Below are 15,702 nucleotides of genomic sequence, written 5' to 3'. Positions count from 1 at the left end.
GGGTCCTTCTGTCGGCGTGCGGCCGGTCCCTGATCCCGGCCGTGCACGACGCCATCGTATCCGCCCGGGGCGGCCGCGTCAGCGTCGACGCAGCTGCACGACGGTCTCGACGTGGTGCGTGTTCGGGAAGAGGTCGAAGGCCCGGAGGCGGACGGCGTCGTAGCCCGCGTCGCGGAACAGGGCGACGTCGCGGGCGAGGGCGACCGGGTCGCAGGCCACGTAGACGACCTGGGCGGGCGACAGCTCGCCGAGGGCCGCGACGACCTCCTTGCCGGCGCCCGAGCGGGGCGGGTCGAGCACGACGGTCGCGGCCCGGGCCCGGTCGCGCTCGGCGGCGGTCGCCCGGTCGGCGCGCTGGCGGATCCAGCGCTCGACGCGGCCCGTCTCGGCCGAGGCGCCGAGCCACTCGGCCAGGTTCTCGGAGGCGTGCTCGGTGGCGCGCGCGTCGCTCTCGACGCTCGTCACGCGGACGGAGGGACCGAACGCGTCGCCGAGCGCGGCCGCGAGGAGGCCGACGCCGCCGTAGAGGTCGAGGTTGTCGGCGCGCGGGTCGAACAGGTCGACGTCGACCATCTGCTGCACGGCGGCCGTCAGCGTCGCCGCGGCCTCGCGGTGCACCTGCCAGAAGCCGCGGTCGTCGAGGCGGAAGCTCCGGTCGCCGACCGTCTCCGTGATCGTGCTGGGCGCCTGGCGCCCGATGACGAGGCGCGCTCCGCCGGTGCTCGGCGCGAGCACGTCGACGTGCTCCCCACCGACGAAGGCCTGGCCGAGGGGCGCCGCGGCGGCCACCTCGTCGGTGGCGAGCGGCAGGTCGCGGACGGGCACGACGCGGTGCGAGCGCGCCGCGTACTGGCCGGGTCGACCGTCGGCGTCGAGGTGCAGCCGGACGCGTGTCCGCCAGCCCGTGCCCCGGCGCTCGTGGTCGCCCGGCAGGGCCTCGACGGTCACCGTCGCCTCGGCCTCGGGCACGCCGCCCGTCCGGACGAGCGCGTCGCGCAGCACCTGCGACTTGAGCTCGCGCTGGTGGGCGAGGTCGACGTGGCCGAACTCGGCGCCGCCGGCCCGGTCGACCGGGTCGACCTCGAGGGCGGCGGCGGACCACACGTGCGGGCGACGGTGCTCGCTGGCCTCGACGACCGACACGGTGTCGGCGCGCCAGAACGACTTCTTCTTGTCGTCGGTCACGCGGGCGACCACCTTCTCGCCCGGCAGGGTGTCGCTGACGAACACCACGCGCCCGTCGAGGCGGGCCACCGAGATGCCCCCGTGTGCGATGCCCGTCACGTCCAGTTCGACCTCGCGGCCCAGCATGTCTCCCATGCCTCGAGTCTGACAGGCTGGCGGGCATGACCGTCGCGCTCTACCTGGCCAGCACCTCCCCCGCCCGCCTCGCCCTCCTCCGGGCCGCGGGCGTCGAGCCCGTCCTGATCAGCCCCGGCGTCGACGAGGACGCCGCGGTCGCCGCGGCCGAGGAGGAGGCGGGGCGTCGACTGAGCGCCTCCGAGACCGTGTCGCTCCTGGCCAGGGCCAAGGCCGAGGCCGTGCTCGACGTCACCGTCGACGGCCGCCCGCTCGACGGCCTCGTGCTCGGCGGCGACAGCGCCTTCGAGTTCGACGGCGAGGTGCACGGCAAGCCGCACCTGCCCCGGCTCGCGCTCGACCGCTGGCGCCGCATGGCCGAGGTCGGGCACGGGACCCTCCGGTCGGGCCACTGGCTGATCGACCACCGGGGAGGCGCGCCCCGCGCCACGGAGCAGCACCCGTCGGGGGGCGCGGGCGCCGTCGCCTCGGCCGACCTCACCTTCGCCGACGACCTCGACCCGGCCGAGCTCGACGCCTACGTGGCCACCGGGGAGCCCCTCGAGGTGGCCGGCGCCTTCACCATCGACGGCCGGGCCTCCGCCTTCATCAGCCACATCGACGGCACGCCGAGCGCCGTCGTGGGGCTCTCCGTGCCGGTGCTCCGCTCGCTCGTGCGCGGCTTCGGCGTCGGCTGGCCGGAGCTCTGGACCTCTCCGACCGGGGCGTCCTCGTAGGAAGCATCACGCGCCTCCCGCGTGTTCTTGTGCACGTCAGCCAAAGAAAAGGGTCGACCGCGCAATAGGGTGAGGAACTATGCCTCGTATCAGCAAGGTCCTCATCGCCAACCGTGGAGAGATCGCCGTCCGCGTGATCCGGGCCGCCCGCGACAGCGGCATCGGCTCCGTCGCCGTCTACGCCGACCAGGACCGCGACGCCCAGCACGCCCGCCTCGCCGACGAGGCCTACGCGCTCGAGGGCACGACGAGCGCCGAGACCTACCTCGTCATCGACAAGATCCTCTCCGTCGCCCGCCGCTCCGGCGCGGACGCGGTGCACCCGGGCTACGGGTTCCTCGCCGAGAACGCGGACTTCGCGCGCGCCGTCACGGCCGCCGGGCTCGTCTGGATCGGGCCCTCGCCCGAGGCCATCGAGCAGCTGGGCGACAAGGTCAGCGCCCGCCACATCGCCGAGCGCGTCGGCGCACCGCTCGCCCCCGGCACGCTCAACCCGGTCTCCGGCGCCGACGAGGTGCTCGAGTTCGTCGACCAGCACGGCCTGCCCGTCGCCATCAAGGCGGCCTTCGGCGGCGGCGGCCGCGGCCTCAAGGTCGCCCGCACCCGCGAGGAGGTCCCCGAGCTCTTCGAGTCGGCGACCCGCGAGGCCGTCGCCGCCTTCGGCCGCGGCGAGTGCTTCGTCGAGAAGTACCTCGACCAGCCCCGTCACGTCGAGACCCAGTGCCTCGCCGACCAGCACGGCAACGTCGTCGTCGTCTCCACGCGCGACTGCTCGCTGCAGCGCCGTCACCAGAAGCTCGTCGAGGAGGCGCCCGCGCCGTTCCTGACGGAGTCCCAGGTGGAGGCGCTCTATAGCGCGTCGAAGGCCATCCTCCGCGAGGTCGGCTACGTGGGCGCCGGCACCTGCGAGTTCCTGGTCGGCAAGGACGGCACCGTCTCGTTCCTCGAGGTCAACACGCGCCTCCAGGTCGAGCACCCCGTCTCGGAGGAGGTCACCGGCATCGACCTCGTGCGCGAGCAGTTCCGCCTCGCCGAGGGCGGCGTGCTCGAGTACGGCGACCCCGTCGCCCGCGGCCACTCGTTCGAGTTCCGCATCAACGGCGAGGACGCCGGGCGGGGCTTCATGCCGGCGCCCGGGCCCGTGCACGTGTTCTCGGCCCCGACCGGCCCCGGCGTCCGCGTCGACAGCGGCGTGCAGGCGGGCGACGAGATCAGCGGGTCGTTCGACTCCCTGCTGGCCAAGCTGATCGTCACCGGAGCCACCCGCGAGGAGGCCCTCGAGCGGTCGCGGCGTGCCCTCGACGAGTTCACGGTCGCCGGCCTCCCCACCGTGCTGCCGTTCCACCGCGCCATCGTTCGCGACCCCGCCTTCGCCCCGGCCGACGGGGCGCCGTTCTCGATCTACACCCGCTGGATCGAGACCGAGTTCGAGAACGACATCCCCGCCTGGAGCGGCGAGGCCGAGGCGCCGCGCGCGCTCGACGAGCGCACCACCGTCGTGGTCGAGGTCGGAGGCAAGCGCGTCGAGGTCTCGCTGCCGGCCGGTCTGGGCGCCCGCACCGCGCCTGCCGCCGCCGCTCCCCGCCGGCGCTCCGGCGGGTCGACCGTCGTCACCGCGACGGGCTCGCAGGTGACCTCGCCGATGCAGGCCACCGTCGTCAAGCTCGCCGTCGAGGAGGGCCAGTCGGTCGTCAAGGGCGACCTCGTGCTCGTGCTCGAGGCCATGAAGATGGAGCAGCCGGTCGCGGCCCACCGCGACGGCGTCGTCTCGGGCATCTCGGCCGCGGTCGGCCAGACGGTGTCGTCGGGCCACGTGCTGCTCAGCATCGACTGACGCCCGCGGAGGCGCCCCCGGCCCGGGGAGCAGACCCTAGAGTGGAGCGCATGTCCGAGACACCCACGCACCCCCTCGACGACCCCGCTGCCGACCCGTTCGAGGTCGCCCGCACCGCCGCTGCCGACATCGCCCGGGCCACCGGCGTCGAGCGCCACGACATCGCCCTCACGCTGGGCAGCGGCTGGGCCGCGGCGGCCGACCTGATCGGCGAGACCGTCGCCGAGGTGCCCGCCACCGAGATCACCGGCTTCAGCGCCTCCGCGGTGGTCGGCCACACCGGCTCGATCCGCAGCATCCTGCTGCCGAGCGGCAAGCACGCCCTCGTCATCGGCGCCCGCACGCACTACTACGAGGGCCACGGCGTCCGCCGCGTCGTCCACAGCGTCCGCACGGCGGCCGCCGCCGGCGCGACCACGATGATCCTCACGAACGGCGCGGGCGGCATCAAGGAGACCTGGGCGCCCGGCAGCCCCGTGCTGATCAGCGACCACATCAACCTGACCGCCGACTCCCCCCTCGAGGGCGCGACCTTCATCGACCTGACCGACCTCTACTCGGCCCGGCTCCGCGAGCTCGCCAAGGGGATCGACCCCTCGCTCGACGAGGGCGTCTACACGCAGTTCCGCGGGCCGCACTACGAGACGCCCGCCGAGGTGCAGATGGCCAAGGCCATGGGCGGCCACATCGTCGGGATGTCGACGGCCCTCGAGGCCATCGCCGCCCGCCAGGCCGGCATGGAGATCCTCGGCATGTCGCTGATCACCAACCTCGCCGCGGGCATCCAGAAGGAGCCGCTGTCGCACCAGGAGGTGCTGCAGGCGGGCCGCGACGCCGAGGCCGCCATCAGCGACCTGCTCTCGCGCATCGTGGCGGCCCTGTGAGCGGCGACGCGACCGCCGGGCTCCTCGCCGACGCGCAGGCCTGGCTCGACCAGGACCCTGACGAGGTCACCCGCGCCGAGCTCGCCGCGCTGCTGACGGCGGCGCGCTCGGGCGACGACGGGGCGACCAGCGAGCTGCGCGACCGCTTCGACGGCCGCCTGCAGTTCGGCACGGCGGGCCTCCGCGGGGCCCTCGGAGCCGGCCCGAACCGCATGAACCGCGTCCTCGTGGCCCAGGCGGCCGCGGGCTTCGCGGCGTTCCTCGTCGCCCGCGAGGCCTCGCCGTCGATCGTCATCGGCTACGACGGCCGGACCAACAGCGACGTGTTCGCCCGCGACACGGCCGAGATCATGGCCGCGGCGGGCGTCGCCGCCACGCTGCTGCCCCGGGCGCTCCCCACCCCGGTGCTCGCGTTCGCCGTGCGGCACCTCGACGTCAGCGCCGGCGTCATGGTGACCGCGAGCCACAACCCCGCCGCCGACAACGGCTACAAGGTCTACCTGGGCGGCCTCGACGCGGGGTCGCAGATCGTGTCGCCGGTCGACGCGGAGATCGCCGCCCTGATCGAGGAGGCCGCGCGCCGCCCGGTGTCGGAGATCCCCCGCTCCGACGACCACCGACAGGCCGGCGACGACCTCGTCGGCGAGTACGTGGCCCGCACCGCGGCCCTCGCCGGCAGCGCCGCCTCGGGGTCGCAGCCGCGCGTCGTCTACACGGCGATGCACGGCGTCGGGTGGGAGGTCGCGCGGCGCGTCTTCGCGACGGCGGGCTTCACCGAGCCCGTGCCCGTCGCGGAGCAGTCGGCGCCCGACCCCGCCTTCCCCACGGTCGCCTTCCCGAACCCGGAAGAGCCCGGCGCGCTCGACCTGGCCTTCGCCACCGCCGACCGCGTCTCGGCCGACCTCGTCATCGCCAACGACCCCGACGCCGACCGCCTCGCGGTCGCCGTTCCGGGGCCGGGCGGCTGGCGGCGCCTGACCGGCAACGAGGTCGGGGCGCTGCTGGGCTGGCGAGCGGCCGAGCGCGCGCGCCGTGACGACGTCGACGGAACGCTCGCTGCGAGCATCGTCTCGTCGCCGGCCCTCCGCGAGGTCGCCCGCCGCTACGACCTCGACTACCGCGACACCCTCACCGGCTTCAAGTGGGTCTCGCGCGTCGGCGGCCTGCTCTACGGCTACGAGGAGGCGCTCGGCTACCTGGTCGACCCGGCCAAGGTCCGTGACAAGGACGGCATCTCCGCCGCCGTCGAGATCCTGGCGCTCGCCACCGAGCTGCACGGCCGCGGCTCGAGCATCGCCGAGCACCTGCGCGACTTCGACGCGGAGTTCGGCGCCTACGCCTCGTCGCAGATCTCGCTGCGCGTCGACGACCTGGAGCGGATCACGGAGCTGACCTCGCGACTCCGCCAGTCGCCGCCCCGACAGGTGGGCGCCCGACAGGTCGACCACGTCGACGACTTCATCGACGGCTTCGGCGAGTTCCCCGCCGGCGACGTGCTGCGGTTCTGGTTCACGGACGGCTCGAGGGTGATCGTGCGACCGAGCGGCACGGAGCCGAAGCTGAAGGTCTACATCGACGCGTCGAGCACCGACGGCGACGCCCCGGCCCGCCGAGCCGCCGCCGAGGCGGCCGTGGCCGACCTCGACGCGGGCATGCGCGCACTGCTCGCGTAGTCGTCGGCGACCGGACGGACGGAGGCCGCTCCCCTCGGGGGAGCGGCCTCCGTCCGTCCGGGCCCGGGCCCCTGCCGTCAGCCGAGCGAGCGCTGCAGCTTCTCGGTGAGCTCCTGCTGGTCGAAGTGGTTCTGGATGACGATGACGTCGGCGAAGGTCTCGCCGATGGCCTCGACGAACTCGGCCGAGGTCAGGATCACCTGCGCGTCGTCGGCGACGCCGGCCAACGACCCGATGTCGGCGGCGACGACGTCCGCCTCGATGTCGAGCTTGGCCAGCACGCGCTCCGCGTTGACCTTGAGGATGCCGCTGCTGCCGATGCCGACGCCGCAGATTGTCACGATCTTCACGGGGAGCCCTCCTCGGGCGTCGAGCGGCCGCCGTCGGCCGTGGCGGGGGCGCCGAGGAGCCGACGCACCTCGTCGGCGGAGGCCGCGCTGGCGAGCGCGGGGATGACCGAGGCGTCGTTGAAGACGTTCGCGATGTCGGCGACGGACTCGAGGTGGCCGCCCACCGACTCGATCGCGAGGCCGAGGACGACGCTCACGGGGTCGTTGTGCGGGTGCCCGAAGGCCACGGGAGCCGCGAGGGTGACGACGGCGAGACCGTCACGCAGCACCTGGTCGTCGGGCCGGGCGTGGGCGAGCGCGAGGCCCGGGGCGATCACGACGTACGGGCCGTGCTCGTCGATCATCCGCACCATCTCGTCGCCGTAGCCCGGCAGCGCCGAGCCGGAGGCGACGAGGGCGTCGGCCGCCGCGTGCACCGCCGCGCGCCAGTCGGTGACGGGCGCGGCGATCACGACGGCGGAGTCGGGCACCGGGGGCAGCGTCACGTCAGACCGCCTCGAACCCCGCCGTGATGCGGTCGGCCAGCTCGTCGCGGTCCTCCAGCGGGAGGAAGCTCGACGCGGCGGCGTTGAGCTGGAAGGCGAGCAGGTCGTCGAGGCCGTAGTCGAACGCCTGGGCCAGCAGCGCGAGCTCCTTGCTGAGGCTCGTGTCGCTCATCAGGCGGTTGTCGGTGTTGACCGTCACCCGGTAGCCGAGCTGGTAGAGCAGGTCGAACGGGTGGTCGTCGAGGTCGGTGCCCCAGGCGGCGATGGCGCCGGTCTGCAGGTTCGACTGCGGGGAGAGCTCGAGGGCGATCTCGCGGTCGCGGACCCACGAGGCGATCGGGCCGAGCTCGACCGTGGTCTGGCCGCCGCGGGCCTCGACGACGCGGATGTCCTCCGCGAGGCGGACTCCGTGGCCGAGGCGCAGGGCCCGGCCGTCGAGGAGGGCGCTGCGGATGCTGTCGAGGCCGTCCGCCTCGCCGGCGTGCACGGTGACCGGGAAGAACTCGCGCGCGAGGAGGTCGAAGGCGGGGCGGTGGGCGCTGGCGGGGAAGCCCGCCTCGGCACCGGCGATGTCGAAGCCGACGACGCCGTTCTCGCGGTGGCGCACCGCGAGCTGGGCGATCTCGAGCCCCCGGTCGGCGTGGCGCATCGCCGTGATCAGCTGGCCGACGGAGATGTCGTGGCCCTGGCCGGAGAGCTCCTCCACGGCCTGGTCGATGCCCGCCTGGACGGCCTCGACGGTCGCGTCGAGCGACAGGCCTGCGGTGAGGTGCTGCTCGGGAGCCCACCGGACCTCGCCGTGCACGACGCCGTCGGCCGCGAGGTCGAGAACGAACTCGCGGGCCACGCGGTGCAGGCCCGCCTCGGTCTGCATGACCGCCGTGGTGACGTCGAAGGTCGCGAGGTAGTCGGGCAGGTTGCCGGAGTCGGCGCTCTCGACGAACCAGCGCTCGAGCGCCTCCGCGTCGCCGCCGACCGGCAGGTCGTAGCCGATCTCGTCGGCCAGCTCGATGATGGTCGCGGGGCGGAGCCCGCCGTCGAGGTGGTCGTGCAACGACACCTTGGGGAGGGAGACGATGCTGGGGCCGCCGTCAGGCAGTCGGTAGTCCTTGTCCGGAGCGCTCATGGGGAACAACCTACCCGTGCGCGGGCCCCTGACCCTGGACGGCGGCGGCGAGCCAGCCGGGCACGCGTCGGGCACGCCCGGCGCGCCGGCTGGACGCCGCCGGCCGGGGCGTCAGGAGACGCGCTCGGCCACGATCGGGCCGCGCGTCGTCCGCTCGTCGCCGATGCTCCAGGCGCCCTGCACCGCCTCGAGCGCCCGCTCGAACCGCGCGGGCTCGTCGGTGTGCAGCGTGAACAGGGGCTGGCCCGCCGTCACCGCGTCGCCCGGCTTCGCGTGCAGCTCGATGCCGGCCGCCGCCTGCACGGGGTCCTGCTTGCGGGCCCGGCCCGCGCCCAGGCGCCAGGCGCCCACGCCGAAGGGCAGCGCCCGCTGCTCGGTGAGGTACCCACTGCGCTCGGCGGTGACGACGTGGGTCTCCCGCGCCGTCGGCAGCGCGGCGTCGGGGTCGCCGCCCTGGGCGCGGATCATGGCCTTCCAGGCGTCCATCGCGCGGCCGTCGTCGAGCGCGGCCTCGACGTCGGCGTCGGGCTGCCCGGCCAGGGTCAGCATCTCGCGCGCGAGCGCCACCGTGAGCTCGCGGATGTCGGCCGGGCCCCCGCCCGCGAGGGTCTCGACGGACTCGCGCACCTCGAGGGCGTTGCCGATCGTCAGGCCGAGCGGCACGTTCATGTCGGTGAGCAGGGCGGTCGTCGCGACCCCGGCGTCGGTGCCGAGGTCGACCATCGTGCGCGCGAGCAGGCGGGACTGCTCGATGTCCTGGATGAAGGCGCCCGACCCGAACTTGACGTCGAGCACGAGGGCCGCGGTGCCCTCCGCGATCTTCTTGCTCATGATCGACGACGCGATGAGGGGGATGCACTCCACGGTGCCGGTGATGTCGCGGAGCGCGTACAGCTTGCCGTCGGCGGAGGCGAGGCCCGAGCCGGCCGCGCAGACGACCGCACCGGTGTCGGCCATGATCTCGCGCATCCGCTCGTTCGAGATCGACGCCTGCCAGCCGGGGATCGACTCGAGCTTGTCGAGCGTGCCGCCCGTGTGGCCGAGGCCGCGGCCCGAGAGCTGCGGCACGGCGACGCCGAACGAGGCCACGAGCGGGGCGAGCGGCAGCGTGATCTTGTCGCCCACTCCCCCGGTCGAGTGCTTGTCGACGGTGGTCTTGCCGAGGCCGGCGAAGTCCATCGTCTCGCCGCTGCGGATCATGGCCAGGGTCATGTCGCGGATCTCGCGGCGCTCCATGCCGTTGAGGAAGATGGCCATGGTCAGCGCCGACATCTGCTCGTCGGCCACGTACCCGCGCGTGTAGGCGTCGATCAGCCAGTCGATCTGGGCGGTGCTGAGGGCGCCCGAGCCGCGCTTGACGCGGATCAGGTCGACGGTGTCGAAGGGCTCGACGGTGGTGGTCATGGGGTCTCCCGAGCAGTGGCGGCGTCGTTCCGGAGGGGTCTCGCCGGCCCCGGAACGACGCCGGACGGAGGGCAGGGGCGAGGAGGCGCGGTGCGCGCCCCGAGGGGCGCCTACGTCTGCGAGGCGCGGAACTCCTCGAGCTGGCGCGGCCCGAACGCGTCGGGGATGACCTCGTCGATCGTGCGGAAGCCCGAGACGGTGTCGAGCACCATGGAGGCGTCGGAGTGCTCGTAGAGCAGCTGCCGGCAGCGGCCGCAGGGCATCAGCACGTCGCCGTTGCCGTCGACGCAGGCGAAGGCGACGAGCCGACCCCCGCCGCCCATGACGAGGTCGGTGACGAGCGAGCACTCGGCGCAGAGCGTGATGCCGTACGACGCGTTCTCAATGTTGCAGCCCGAGACGAGGCGGCCGTCGGTCGTGAGGGCGGCCGCCCCCACGGGGAACTGCGAGTAGGGGACGTACGCCTTGGACATGGCCGCCCGGGCCGCGGCACGGAGGGCCTCCCAGTCGGTGGACTCGACGACGCTCACGACTTCACGTACGCCTTGCCGGAGGCGGCCGGGCCGCGCGACTGGCCGACCAGCCCCGCGACGGCGAAGATCGTCACGACGTAGGGCAGCATCAGCATGAACTCGCTCGGCACCGGCGAGCCGATGGCCCCGAGCACGTTCTGGAGGTTCGACGCGAAGCCGAACAGCAGGGCCGCCAGCGTGGCCTTGATCGGGTCCCACCGGCCGAAGATCACGGCGGCCAGGGCGATGAAGCCCGCGCCCGCCGTCATCTCCTTCTGGAAGTTGCCGAGCGAGCCGAGGGTGAAGTACGCCCCGCCCAGGCCCGCGATCGCGCCGGCGAGGGAGACGTTCCAGAACCTGGTCGCGTTGACCTTGATGCCCACGGTGTCGGCGGCCTGCGGGTGCTCGCCGACGGCGCGGAGGCGCAGCCCCCACCGGGTGCGGAAGAGCCCGTAGAAGACCACGGCGATCGCGACGTACATGAGGTAGACGATGATCGTCTGGCGGAAGAACACCGGCCCGATGATCGGGATCTGGCTGAGGCCCGGGATCGGCAGCTGCGGGAACCGGACGCCCTCGTTGAGCGCCTCCGACTTCGTGAGCACCTGTGAGTACAGGAAGCTCGTGAGGCCCGTGACGAGCACGTTCAGCACGACGCCGACGATCACCTGGTCGACGATGTAGCGGATGCTGAACACCGCCAGGACCATCGAGACGAGCACGCCCGCGACCATGGCCGAGGCGAGGCCGACGACGGCCGACCCTGTGGCCGAGGCCACCACGGCCGAGACGAAGGCGCCGGCGAGCAGCTGCCCCTCGATGGCGACGTTCACGACGCCGACCCGCTCCGAGATGACGCCGCCCAGGGCTCCGAAGATCAGCGGCGTGCTGAGCGCGAGGGCCCCGAGCAGGAGGCCCGGCACGGGGATCGTCGCGTCGGCGCTCGTCCAGGTCAGGAAGGCGACCAGGAAGACCACGCCGAACACGCTGACCAACCAGATCGGCACCCGGGAGGCGCGGGCGGCGAGCAGGAACGCGCCGACGGTCAGCAGCACGAGCACGACGGTGAGGACGACGCCCGTCGCGGCCGAGGGCAGCACCGCGTCGGGCAGGGCGAAGAAGTCGGTCGGCGTCGAGAGGCGGAAGGTGCTCCGCCCCTCCCGCTGCAGGCCGACGAAGAGCACGACGGCGATGACCGAGAAGACGGCGAAGGCGATCGGGGCCTTGAAGCTGCGCGTGACCGCGCGGGCGAGGCCGGGCGTGGGCGCCGCGGGAGCCGCGACGTCGGGGGTGAGGGTGCTCACTTGGTGACCACCGCCTCCTTCTTCGAGGCGCGGGGGGCCCTGCGGGCACCCGGCGCGGGCAGACGGAAGATGCTGCGCACGAGCGGCGGGGCCGCGACGAACAGCACGATGAGGGACTGCACGACGAGCACGATGTCGATCGGTACGCCGTTGGCCGCCTGCATCGAGTAGCCGCCGGCCTTGAGGGCGCCGAACAGCACGCCGGCCCCGAAGACGCCCCAGGGCCGCGAGCGACCGAGCAGCGCGACGGTGATGGCGTCGAAGCCGATGCCGGCGTCGATGCCCGCGGTGAAGCCCGTGGTGAGCGTGCCGAGCACCTGGGTGGAGCCGGCGACGCCCGCCAGCGCACCGGAGATCAGCATGGCGTACAGGTAGATGTTCTTGACGTCCATGCCGGCCGTCCGGGCGGCGTGCGGGTTCTCGCCGACCGCGCGGAACCGGAACCCCAGCGTCGACCGGTTGATCAGCCACCAGACGACCGCCGTCACGACGATCACCAGGATGAAGCCCCAGTTGAGGTTGTAGCGGGCCCCGAAGAGGTCGGGCAGCACGGCGCTCGGCAGCGTCGCGGGCGACTTCGGGTTGGGGCTGCCCGGAGCCTGGAGGAGGCCCGGGGTGCGCAGCGCGAACGAGATCAGGTAGAAGGCGATGTAGTTGAGCATGATCGTGAGGATCACCTCGTGCGCGCCCGTCCTGGCCTTGAGCAGGCCGACGAGCCCTCCCCACACGGCGCCGCCGGCGATGCCGGCCAGGAGCGCGAGGGGCAGGTGCACCGCGAGCGGCAGGTCGAACGAGAAGCCGACCCAGCCGGCCGCGCCCGCCGCGACGAGCATCTGGCCGCGGGCGCCGATGTTGAAGAGGCCGACCCGGAAGGCGAGGGCGACGCCGAGGCCCGCGGCGATCAGGGGCACCGAGTAGTTCAGGGTCTCGGTCAGCGGGCGGATCCCGGCGGCGAAGCCGTCGACCCGGAAGTTGTAGACCGCCCCCTGGAAGAGCGAGGAGTACGCCCCGCCCACCGTGCGGCCGAAGGCCTGGAAGAAGTCCGTCGGCCGCGACGCGAAGTACCCGAGGGTCGACTGCACCGTGGGGTCGGTGAAGCCGATCAGCAGGCCCGAGACGACGAGGGCGAGCACGACGGCGAGGACCGAGATGGCGGCGTTGCCGGTCGTGATCTCCCGCAGGAGGCGCGACCCGCGAGAGTCGCCGGGTCGTGTCTCCGGGGCGGCCGGGCCGCCCGCCGGGGTCGGGGTGGTCGTGGTGGTGGCGTCGCTCACGCTGCCTGCTCCGTTCCGTGCGGCGTCTCGCCGGCCATCATGAGCCCCAGCACGTCGCGGGGGGTGTCGGCGGGGACGATGCCGATGATCGAGCCGCGGTACATCACGGCGATGCGGTCGGCCAGGGCCACGACCTCGTCGAGCTCGGTCGAGACGACGATGACGGGCACGCCCTGGTCGCGCGTCTCCACGATGCGCTTGTGGACGAACTCGATCGACCCGACGTCGATGCCGCGGGTGGGCTGGGCGGCCACGAAGAGGCGCAGGTCGCGGCTCAGCTCGCGCGCGAGCACGACCTTCTGCTGGTTGCCGCCCGACAGGCGCCCGGCCGGCGTGGTGATGCCCTGGGTGCGGATGTCGAACTCCCGCACCTTCTCGACCGCGAACGCGGCCAGCTCGGCGAGGCGCAGCGAGCCGCGCTTCACGAACGGGCCGGACTGCGAGCGGTCGAGCATGAGGTTCTCGGCGACGGTGAACTCGCCGACGAGGCCGTCCTCGTTGCGGTCCTCGGGGACGAAGCCGACCCCGGCGTCCAGCACGCGGCGGACGCTCAGGCCCGTGATGTCGCGCCCGTCGAGCGTGACGCGCCCCTCGACCCGGCCCTGGAGGCCGAGGATCGCCTCCGTCAGCTCGGTCTGCCCGTTGCCCTGCACGCCCGCGATGGCGAGCACCTCGCCGCGGCGCACCTCGAACGAGACGTCGTCGACGACGACCTGGCCGATCGGGTCGAGCACGCGGAGCCCCTCGACGACCAGGGCGGCCTCGCCCGGGGCGGCGGGGGCCTTCTGCACGGTGAGCTCCACCGCACGGCCGACCATGAGCGACGCCAGCTCGGCGTTGGTCGCGGTGGGCTCGGCCTCGCCGACGACCTTGCCGAGGCGGATGACGGTGATCCGGTCGGCGACCTCGCGCACCTCGCGCAGCTTGTGGGTGATGAAGACGATGCCCGTGCCGGCGTCGCGGAGCTGGCGCATGATGACCATCAGCTCGTCGGTCTCCTGAGGGGTGAGCACGGCGGTCGGCTCGTCGAAGACGAGGACCTCGGCGTCGCGCGACAGCGCCTTGACGATCTCGACGCGCTGCTGCACCCCGACCGGGAGCTCCTCGACGACGGCGTCGGGGTCGATGTCGAAGCCGAAGCGCCGGGAGATCTCGCGCACCTTCGCGCGGGCGGCCTGCAGGTCGAGCCGCCCGCCGGGGCGGGTCTCCTCGTTGCCCAGCATCACGTTCTCCGCCACGGTGAAGACGGGGACGAGCATGAAGTGCTGGTGGACCATGCCGATGCCCGCCGCCATGGCGTCGCCGGGGCCGGAGAACCGCTGGACGACGTCGTCGAGCAGGATCTCGCCCTCGTCGGCCTGGTACAGGCCGTAGAGCACGTTCATGAGCGTCGACTTGCCGGCGCCGTTCTCACCGAGGAGGGCGTGGATCTCGCCCGGCTCGACGGTGAGGCTGATGTGGTCGTTGGCGGTCAGTGCGCCGAATCGCTTGGTGATGCCCTGGAGCTCGAGCTTCATCTCGTCAATCTACCTCGGGTGTAGGCGTGGGAAGGGCCCGGGCCGAACGGTGGAGACCGTCCGGACCGGGCCCTCGATCAGGCAATGCTAGACGATGCCTGAGGGGGTGGCGGCTCGGCTCAGCTGAGGGCCGAGGGCGACTCGACCTCGATCGAGCCGTCGATGATGCCGGCCTTGATCGTGTCGAGCTCGTCCTGCAGCCCGGCGTCGACCTTGTCCTCGTAGTCGTGGAACGGAGCGATGCCCACGCCGTCGTTCTCGAGGGTGCCCACGTAGGGCTCGTTCGAGAACGAGCCGTCGGCCGACTGGGTCACGACGTCGTTCGTGGCCTGCTTGATGCCCTTGAGCACCGAGGTCAGGAACAGGTCGCTGTTGGCGCTGTCGGTCTCGTAGGTGTCGGAGTCGGCGCCGACCAGGACGACGTCCGAGCCGGAGTCGCGGATGGCCTCGGCGGCGCTCTGGTAGATCGGGCCGCCGACGGGCAGGATGACGTCCGCGCCCTGGTCGATCAGGGTCTGGGCGCTCTGCTTGGCCGTGGTGCCAGCCTCGAAGCCGCCGGTGAAGGTGCCGGTCTGCGACGGGACGTCCCAGCCGACGACCTTGACGTCGGCGCTCTTCTGCTCGTTGTAGTACTCGACGCCGTCGGCGAAGCCGTCCATGAAGATGGTGACGGTCGGGAACTGCATGCCGCCGAAGGTGCCGACGGTGCCGGTCTTCGAGTAGCTCGCCGCGGCGTAGCCGGCCAGGAAGGCCGCCTCGGACGTGTTGAACGTGATCGGCTTGACGTTGTCGGCCGTGATCGACGCGTCGTCGATGGTGGCGTAGTCGATGCCGGTGTTGGCCTCGGCCGCCGTCTTCGTCGCGTCGGCGAGGGCGAAGCCGACCGTGACGATGAGGCCGCAGCCCTGGTCGGCGAGGTTCGAGAGGTTGGCGTCGTAGACGGTCTCGTCGGCGGACTCGACGGTCTTGGCCTCGGCGCCCGCGGTCTCGGCAGCCTCGGTCAGGCCCTCGTAGCCCAGCTGGTTGAACGACTTGTCGTCGAAGCCGCCGGCGTCGGACACCATGCAGGGCACGAAGTCGCTGGAGCTGCCGCCCGCGGCGTCGTCGCTCTCGGGGGCCGAGGCACAGCCGGCCAGGATGGCGACGGTGCTCGCCAGGGCGAGGCCGCTGAAGACGGCCCTGCGCGCAGTTGTAGTCAAGTTGTCCTCCAAGGTGCTGCCCGGCACGAGACGCCGGGCACGTATGGCGACAGGTTACCTACTGCGCGGAGCCCCTCCGACCGCTCCGGGAGAGTGAGACCGAG

The 15,702-nt window shown here is 73.0% G+C and carries 14 protein-coding genes; 4 read left to right on the top strand and 10 right to left on the bottom strand.

The window, feature by feature from the left end:
* Nucleotides 1-78 precede the first annotated feature (78 nt).
* Nucleotides 79-1,320, bottom strand: coding sequence for a class I SAM-dependent RNA methyltransferase (locus tag JOE43_RS08050; protein WP_209516799.1), 1,242 nt, complete (start codon nucleotides 1,318-1,320; stop codon nucleotides 79-81).
* Between the two features lie 26 nt (nucleotides 1,321-1,346).
* Here JOE43_RS08050 and JOE43_RS08045 point away from each other — a divergent pair, with 26 nt between their 5' ends.
* The 4 genes from JOE43_RS08045 to JOE43_RS08030 all read left to right on the top strand — a co-directional run bounded on the left by JOE43_RS08045 (nucleotide 1,347) and on the right by JOE43_RS08030 (nucleotide 6,427).
* Nucleotides 1,347-2,036: a nucleoside triphosphate pyrophosphatase gene (locus JOE43_RS08045; RefSeq protein ID WP_209516796.1), complete on the top strand. Its 690-nt coding sequence runs from the start codon at nucleotides 1,347-1,349 to the stop codon at nucleotides 2,034-2,036.
* 79 nt (nucleotides 2,037-2,115) lie between these two features.
* The gene (locus tag JOE43_RS08040; protein WP_209516793.1) at nucleotides 2,116-3,870 is read left to right on the top strand and encodes a biotin carboxylase N-terminal domain-containing protein; all 1,755 of its coding nucleotides are present in this window, start codon (nucleotides 2,116-2,118) and stop codon (nucleotides 3,868-3,870) included.
* A gap of 50 nt (nucleotides 3,871-3,920) precedes the next feature.
* Complete coding sequence (locus JOE43_RS08035) at nucleotides 3,921-4,754, top strand: purine-nucleoside phosphorylase (RefSeq protein ID WP_209516790.1); 834 nt, start codon at nucleotides 3,921-3,923, stop codon at nucleotides 4,752-4,754.
* The gene (locus JOE43_RS08030) at nucleotides 4,751-6,427 is read left to right on the top strand and encodes a phospho-sugar mutase (RefSeq protein WP_209516787.1); all 1,677 of its coding nucleotides are present in this window, start codon (nucleotides 4,751-4,753) and stop codon (nucleotides 6,425-6,427) included. Before JOE43_RS08035 ends, JOE43_RS08030 begins: the two co-directional genes overlap by 4 nt.
* Nucleotides 6,428-6,504: 77 nt before the next feature.
* Here JOE43_RS08030 and JOE43_RS08025 read toward each other — a convergent pair whose 3' ends face one another.
* From JOE43_RS08025 to JOE43_RS07985, 9 genes are all read right to left on the bottom strand, one after another.
* Nucleotides 6,505-6,777, bottom strand: a complete 273-nt coding sequence (locus tag JOE43_RS08025; RefSeq protein ID WP_209516784.1) for a PTS sugar transporter subunit IIB — start codon at nucleotides 6,775-6,777, stop codon at nucleotides 6,505-6,507.
* Nucleotides 6,774-7,262 (bottom strand): PTS sugar transporter subunit IIA, encoded by a 489-nt coding sequence (locus JOE43_RS08020; protein WP_209516781.1) that lies wholly within the window; start codon nucleotides 7,260-7,262, stop codon nucleotides 6,774-6,776. Before JOE43_RS08020 ends, JOE43_RS08025 begins: the two co-directional genes overlap by 4 nt.
* Nucleotide 7,263: 1 nt before the next feature.
* A complete protein-coding gene (locus JOE43_RS08015) occupies nucleotides 7,264-8,388 on the bottom strand; it encodes an adenosine deaminase (protein WP_209516778.1) in 1,125 nt (374 codons plus the stop codon).
* A 111-nt stretch (nucleotides 8,389-8,499) separates the two neighbouring features.
* A complete protein-coding gene (locus tag JOE43_RS08010) occupies nucleotides 8,500-9,792 on the bottom strand; it encodes a thymidine phosphorylase (protein WP_209516776.1) in 1,293 nt (430 codons plus the stop codon).
* A gap of 110 nt (nucleotides 9,793-9,902) precedes the next feature.
* A complete protein-coding gene (locus tag JOE43_RS08005) occupies nucleotides 9,903-10,322 on the bottom strand; it encodes a cytidine deaminase (RefSeq protein ID WP_307803289.1) in 420 nt (139 codons plus the stop codon).
* Nucleotides 10,319-11,608 carry an ABC transporter permease gene (locus JOE43_RS08000; RefSeq protein ID WP_209516773.1) on the bottom strand — a complete coding sequence of 430 codons (1,290 nt, stop codon included), beginning with the start codon at nucleotides 11,606-11,608 and terminating at the stop codon, nucleotides 10,319-10,321. The genes JOE43_RS08005 and JOE43_RS08000 overlap by 4 nt, the downstream gene beginning before the upstream one ends.
* Nucleotides 11,605-12,882 carry an ABC transporter permease gene (locus JOE43_RS07995; protein WP_209516769.1) on the bottom strand — a complete coding sequence of 426 codons (1,278 nt, stop codon included), beginning with the start codon at nucleotides 12,880-12,882 and terminating at the stop codon, nucleotides 11,605-11,607. The genes JOE43_RS08000 and JOE43_RS07995 overlap by 4 nt, the downstream gene beginning before the upstream one ends.
* Nucleotides 12,879-14,399, bottom strand: coding sequence for an ABC transporter ATP-binding protein (locus JOE43_RS07990; RefSeq protein ID WP_167258639.1), 1,521 nt, complete (start codon nucleotides 14,397-14,399; stop codon nucleotides 12,879-12,881). The genes JOE43_RS07995 and JOE43_RS07990 overlap by 4 nt, the downstream gene beginning before the upstream one ends.
* A gap of 119 nt (nucleotides 14,400-14,518) precedes the next feature.
* Nucleotides 14,519-15,598, bottom strand: a complete 1,080-nt coding sequence (locus tag JOE43_RS07985) for a BMP family protein (RefSeq protein WP_209516766.1) — start codon at nucleotides 15,596-15,598, stop codon at nucleotides 14,519-14,521.
* Nucleotides 15,599-15,702: the final 104 nt, after the last annotated feature.

The sequence above is a fragment of the Frigoribacterium sp. PvP121 genome (assembly GCF_017833115.1).
Classification (GTDB): Bacteria; Actinomycetota; Actinomycetes; order Actinomycetales; family Microbacteriaceae; genus Frigoribacterium; species Frigoribacterium endophyticum.
This window is presented reverse-complemented; position numbering and strand designations above follow the sequence as displayed.

What these genes read in the sequence shown, in the direction of transcription:
- JOE43_RS07990 (WP_167258639.1), bottom strand. Translation starts at nt 14,399, where the DNA reads ATGAAGCTCGAGCTCCAGGGCATCACCAAGCGATTCGGCGCACTGACC.
- JOE43_RS08015 (WP_209516778.1), bottom strand. Translation starts at nt 8,388, where the DNA reads ATGAGCGCTCCGGACAAGGACTACCGACTGCCTGACGGCGGCCCCAGC.
- JOE43_RS08035 (WP_209516790.1), top strand. Translation starts at nt 3,921, where the DNA reads ATGTCCGAGACACCCACGCACCCCCTCGACGACCCCGCTGCCGACCCG.
- JOE43_RS08050 (WP_209516799.1), bottom strand. Translation starts at nt 1,320, where the DNA reads ATGGGAGACATGCTGGGCCGCGAGGTCGAACTGGACGTGACGGGCATC.
- JOE43_RS08010 (WP_209516776.1), bottom strand. Translation starts at nt 9,792, where the DNA reads ATGACCACCACCGTCGAGCCCTTCGACACCGTCGACCTGATCCGCGTC.
- JOE43_RS08045 (WP_209516796.1), top strand. Translation starts at nt 1,347, where the DNA reads ATGACCGTCGCGCTCTACCTGGCCAGCACCTCCCCCGCCCGCCTCGCC.
- JOE43_RS08040 (WP_209516793.1), top strand. Translation starts at nt 2,116, where the DNA reads ATGCCTCGTATCAGCAAGGTCCTCATCGCCAACCGTGGAGAGATCGCC.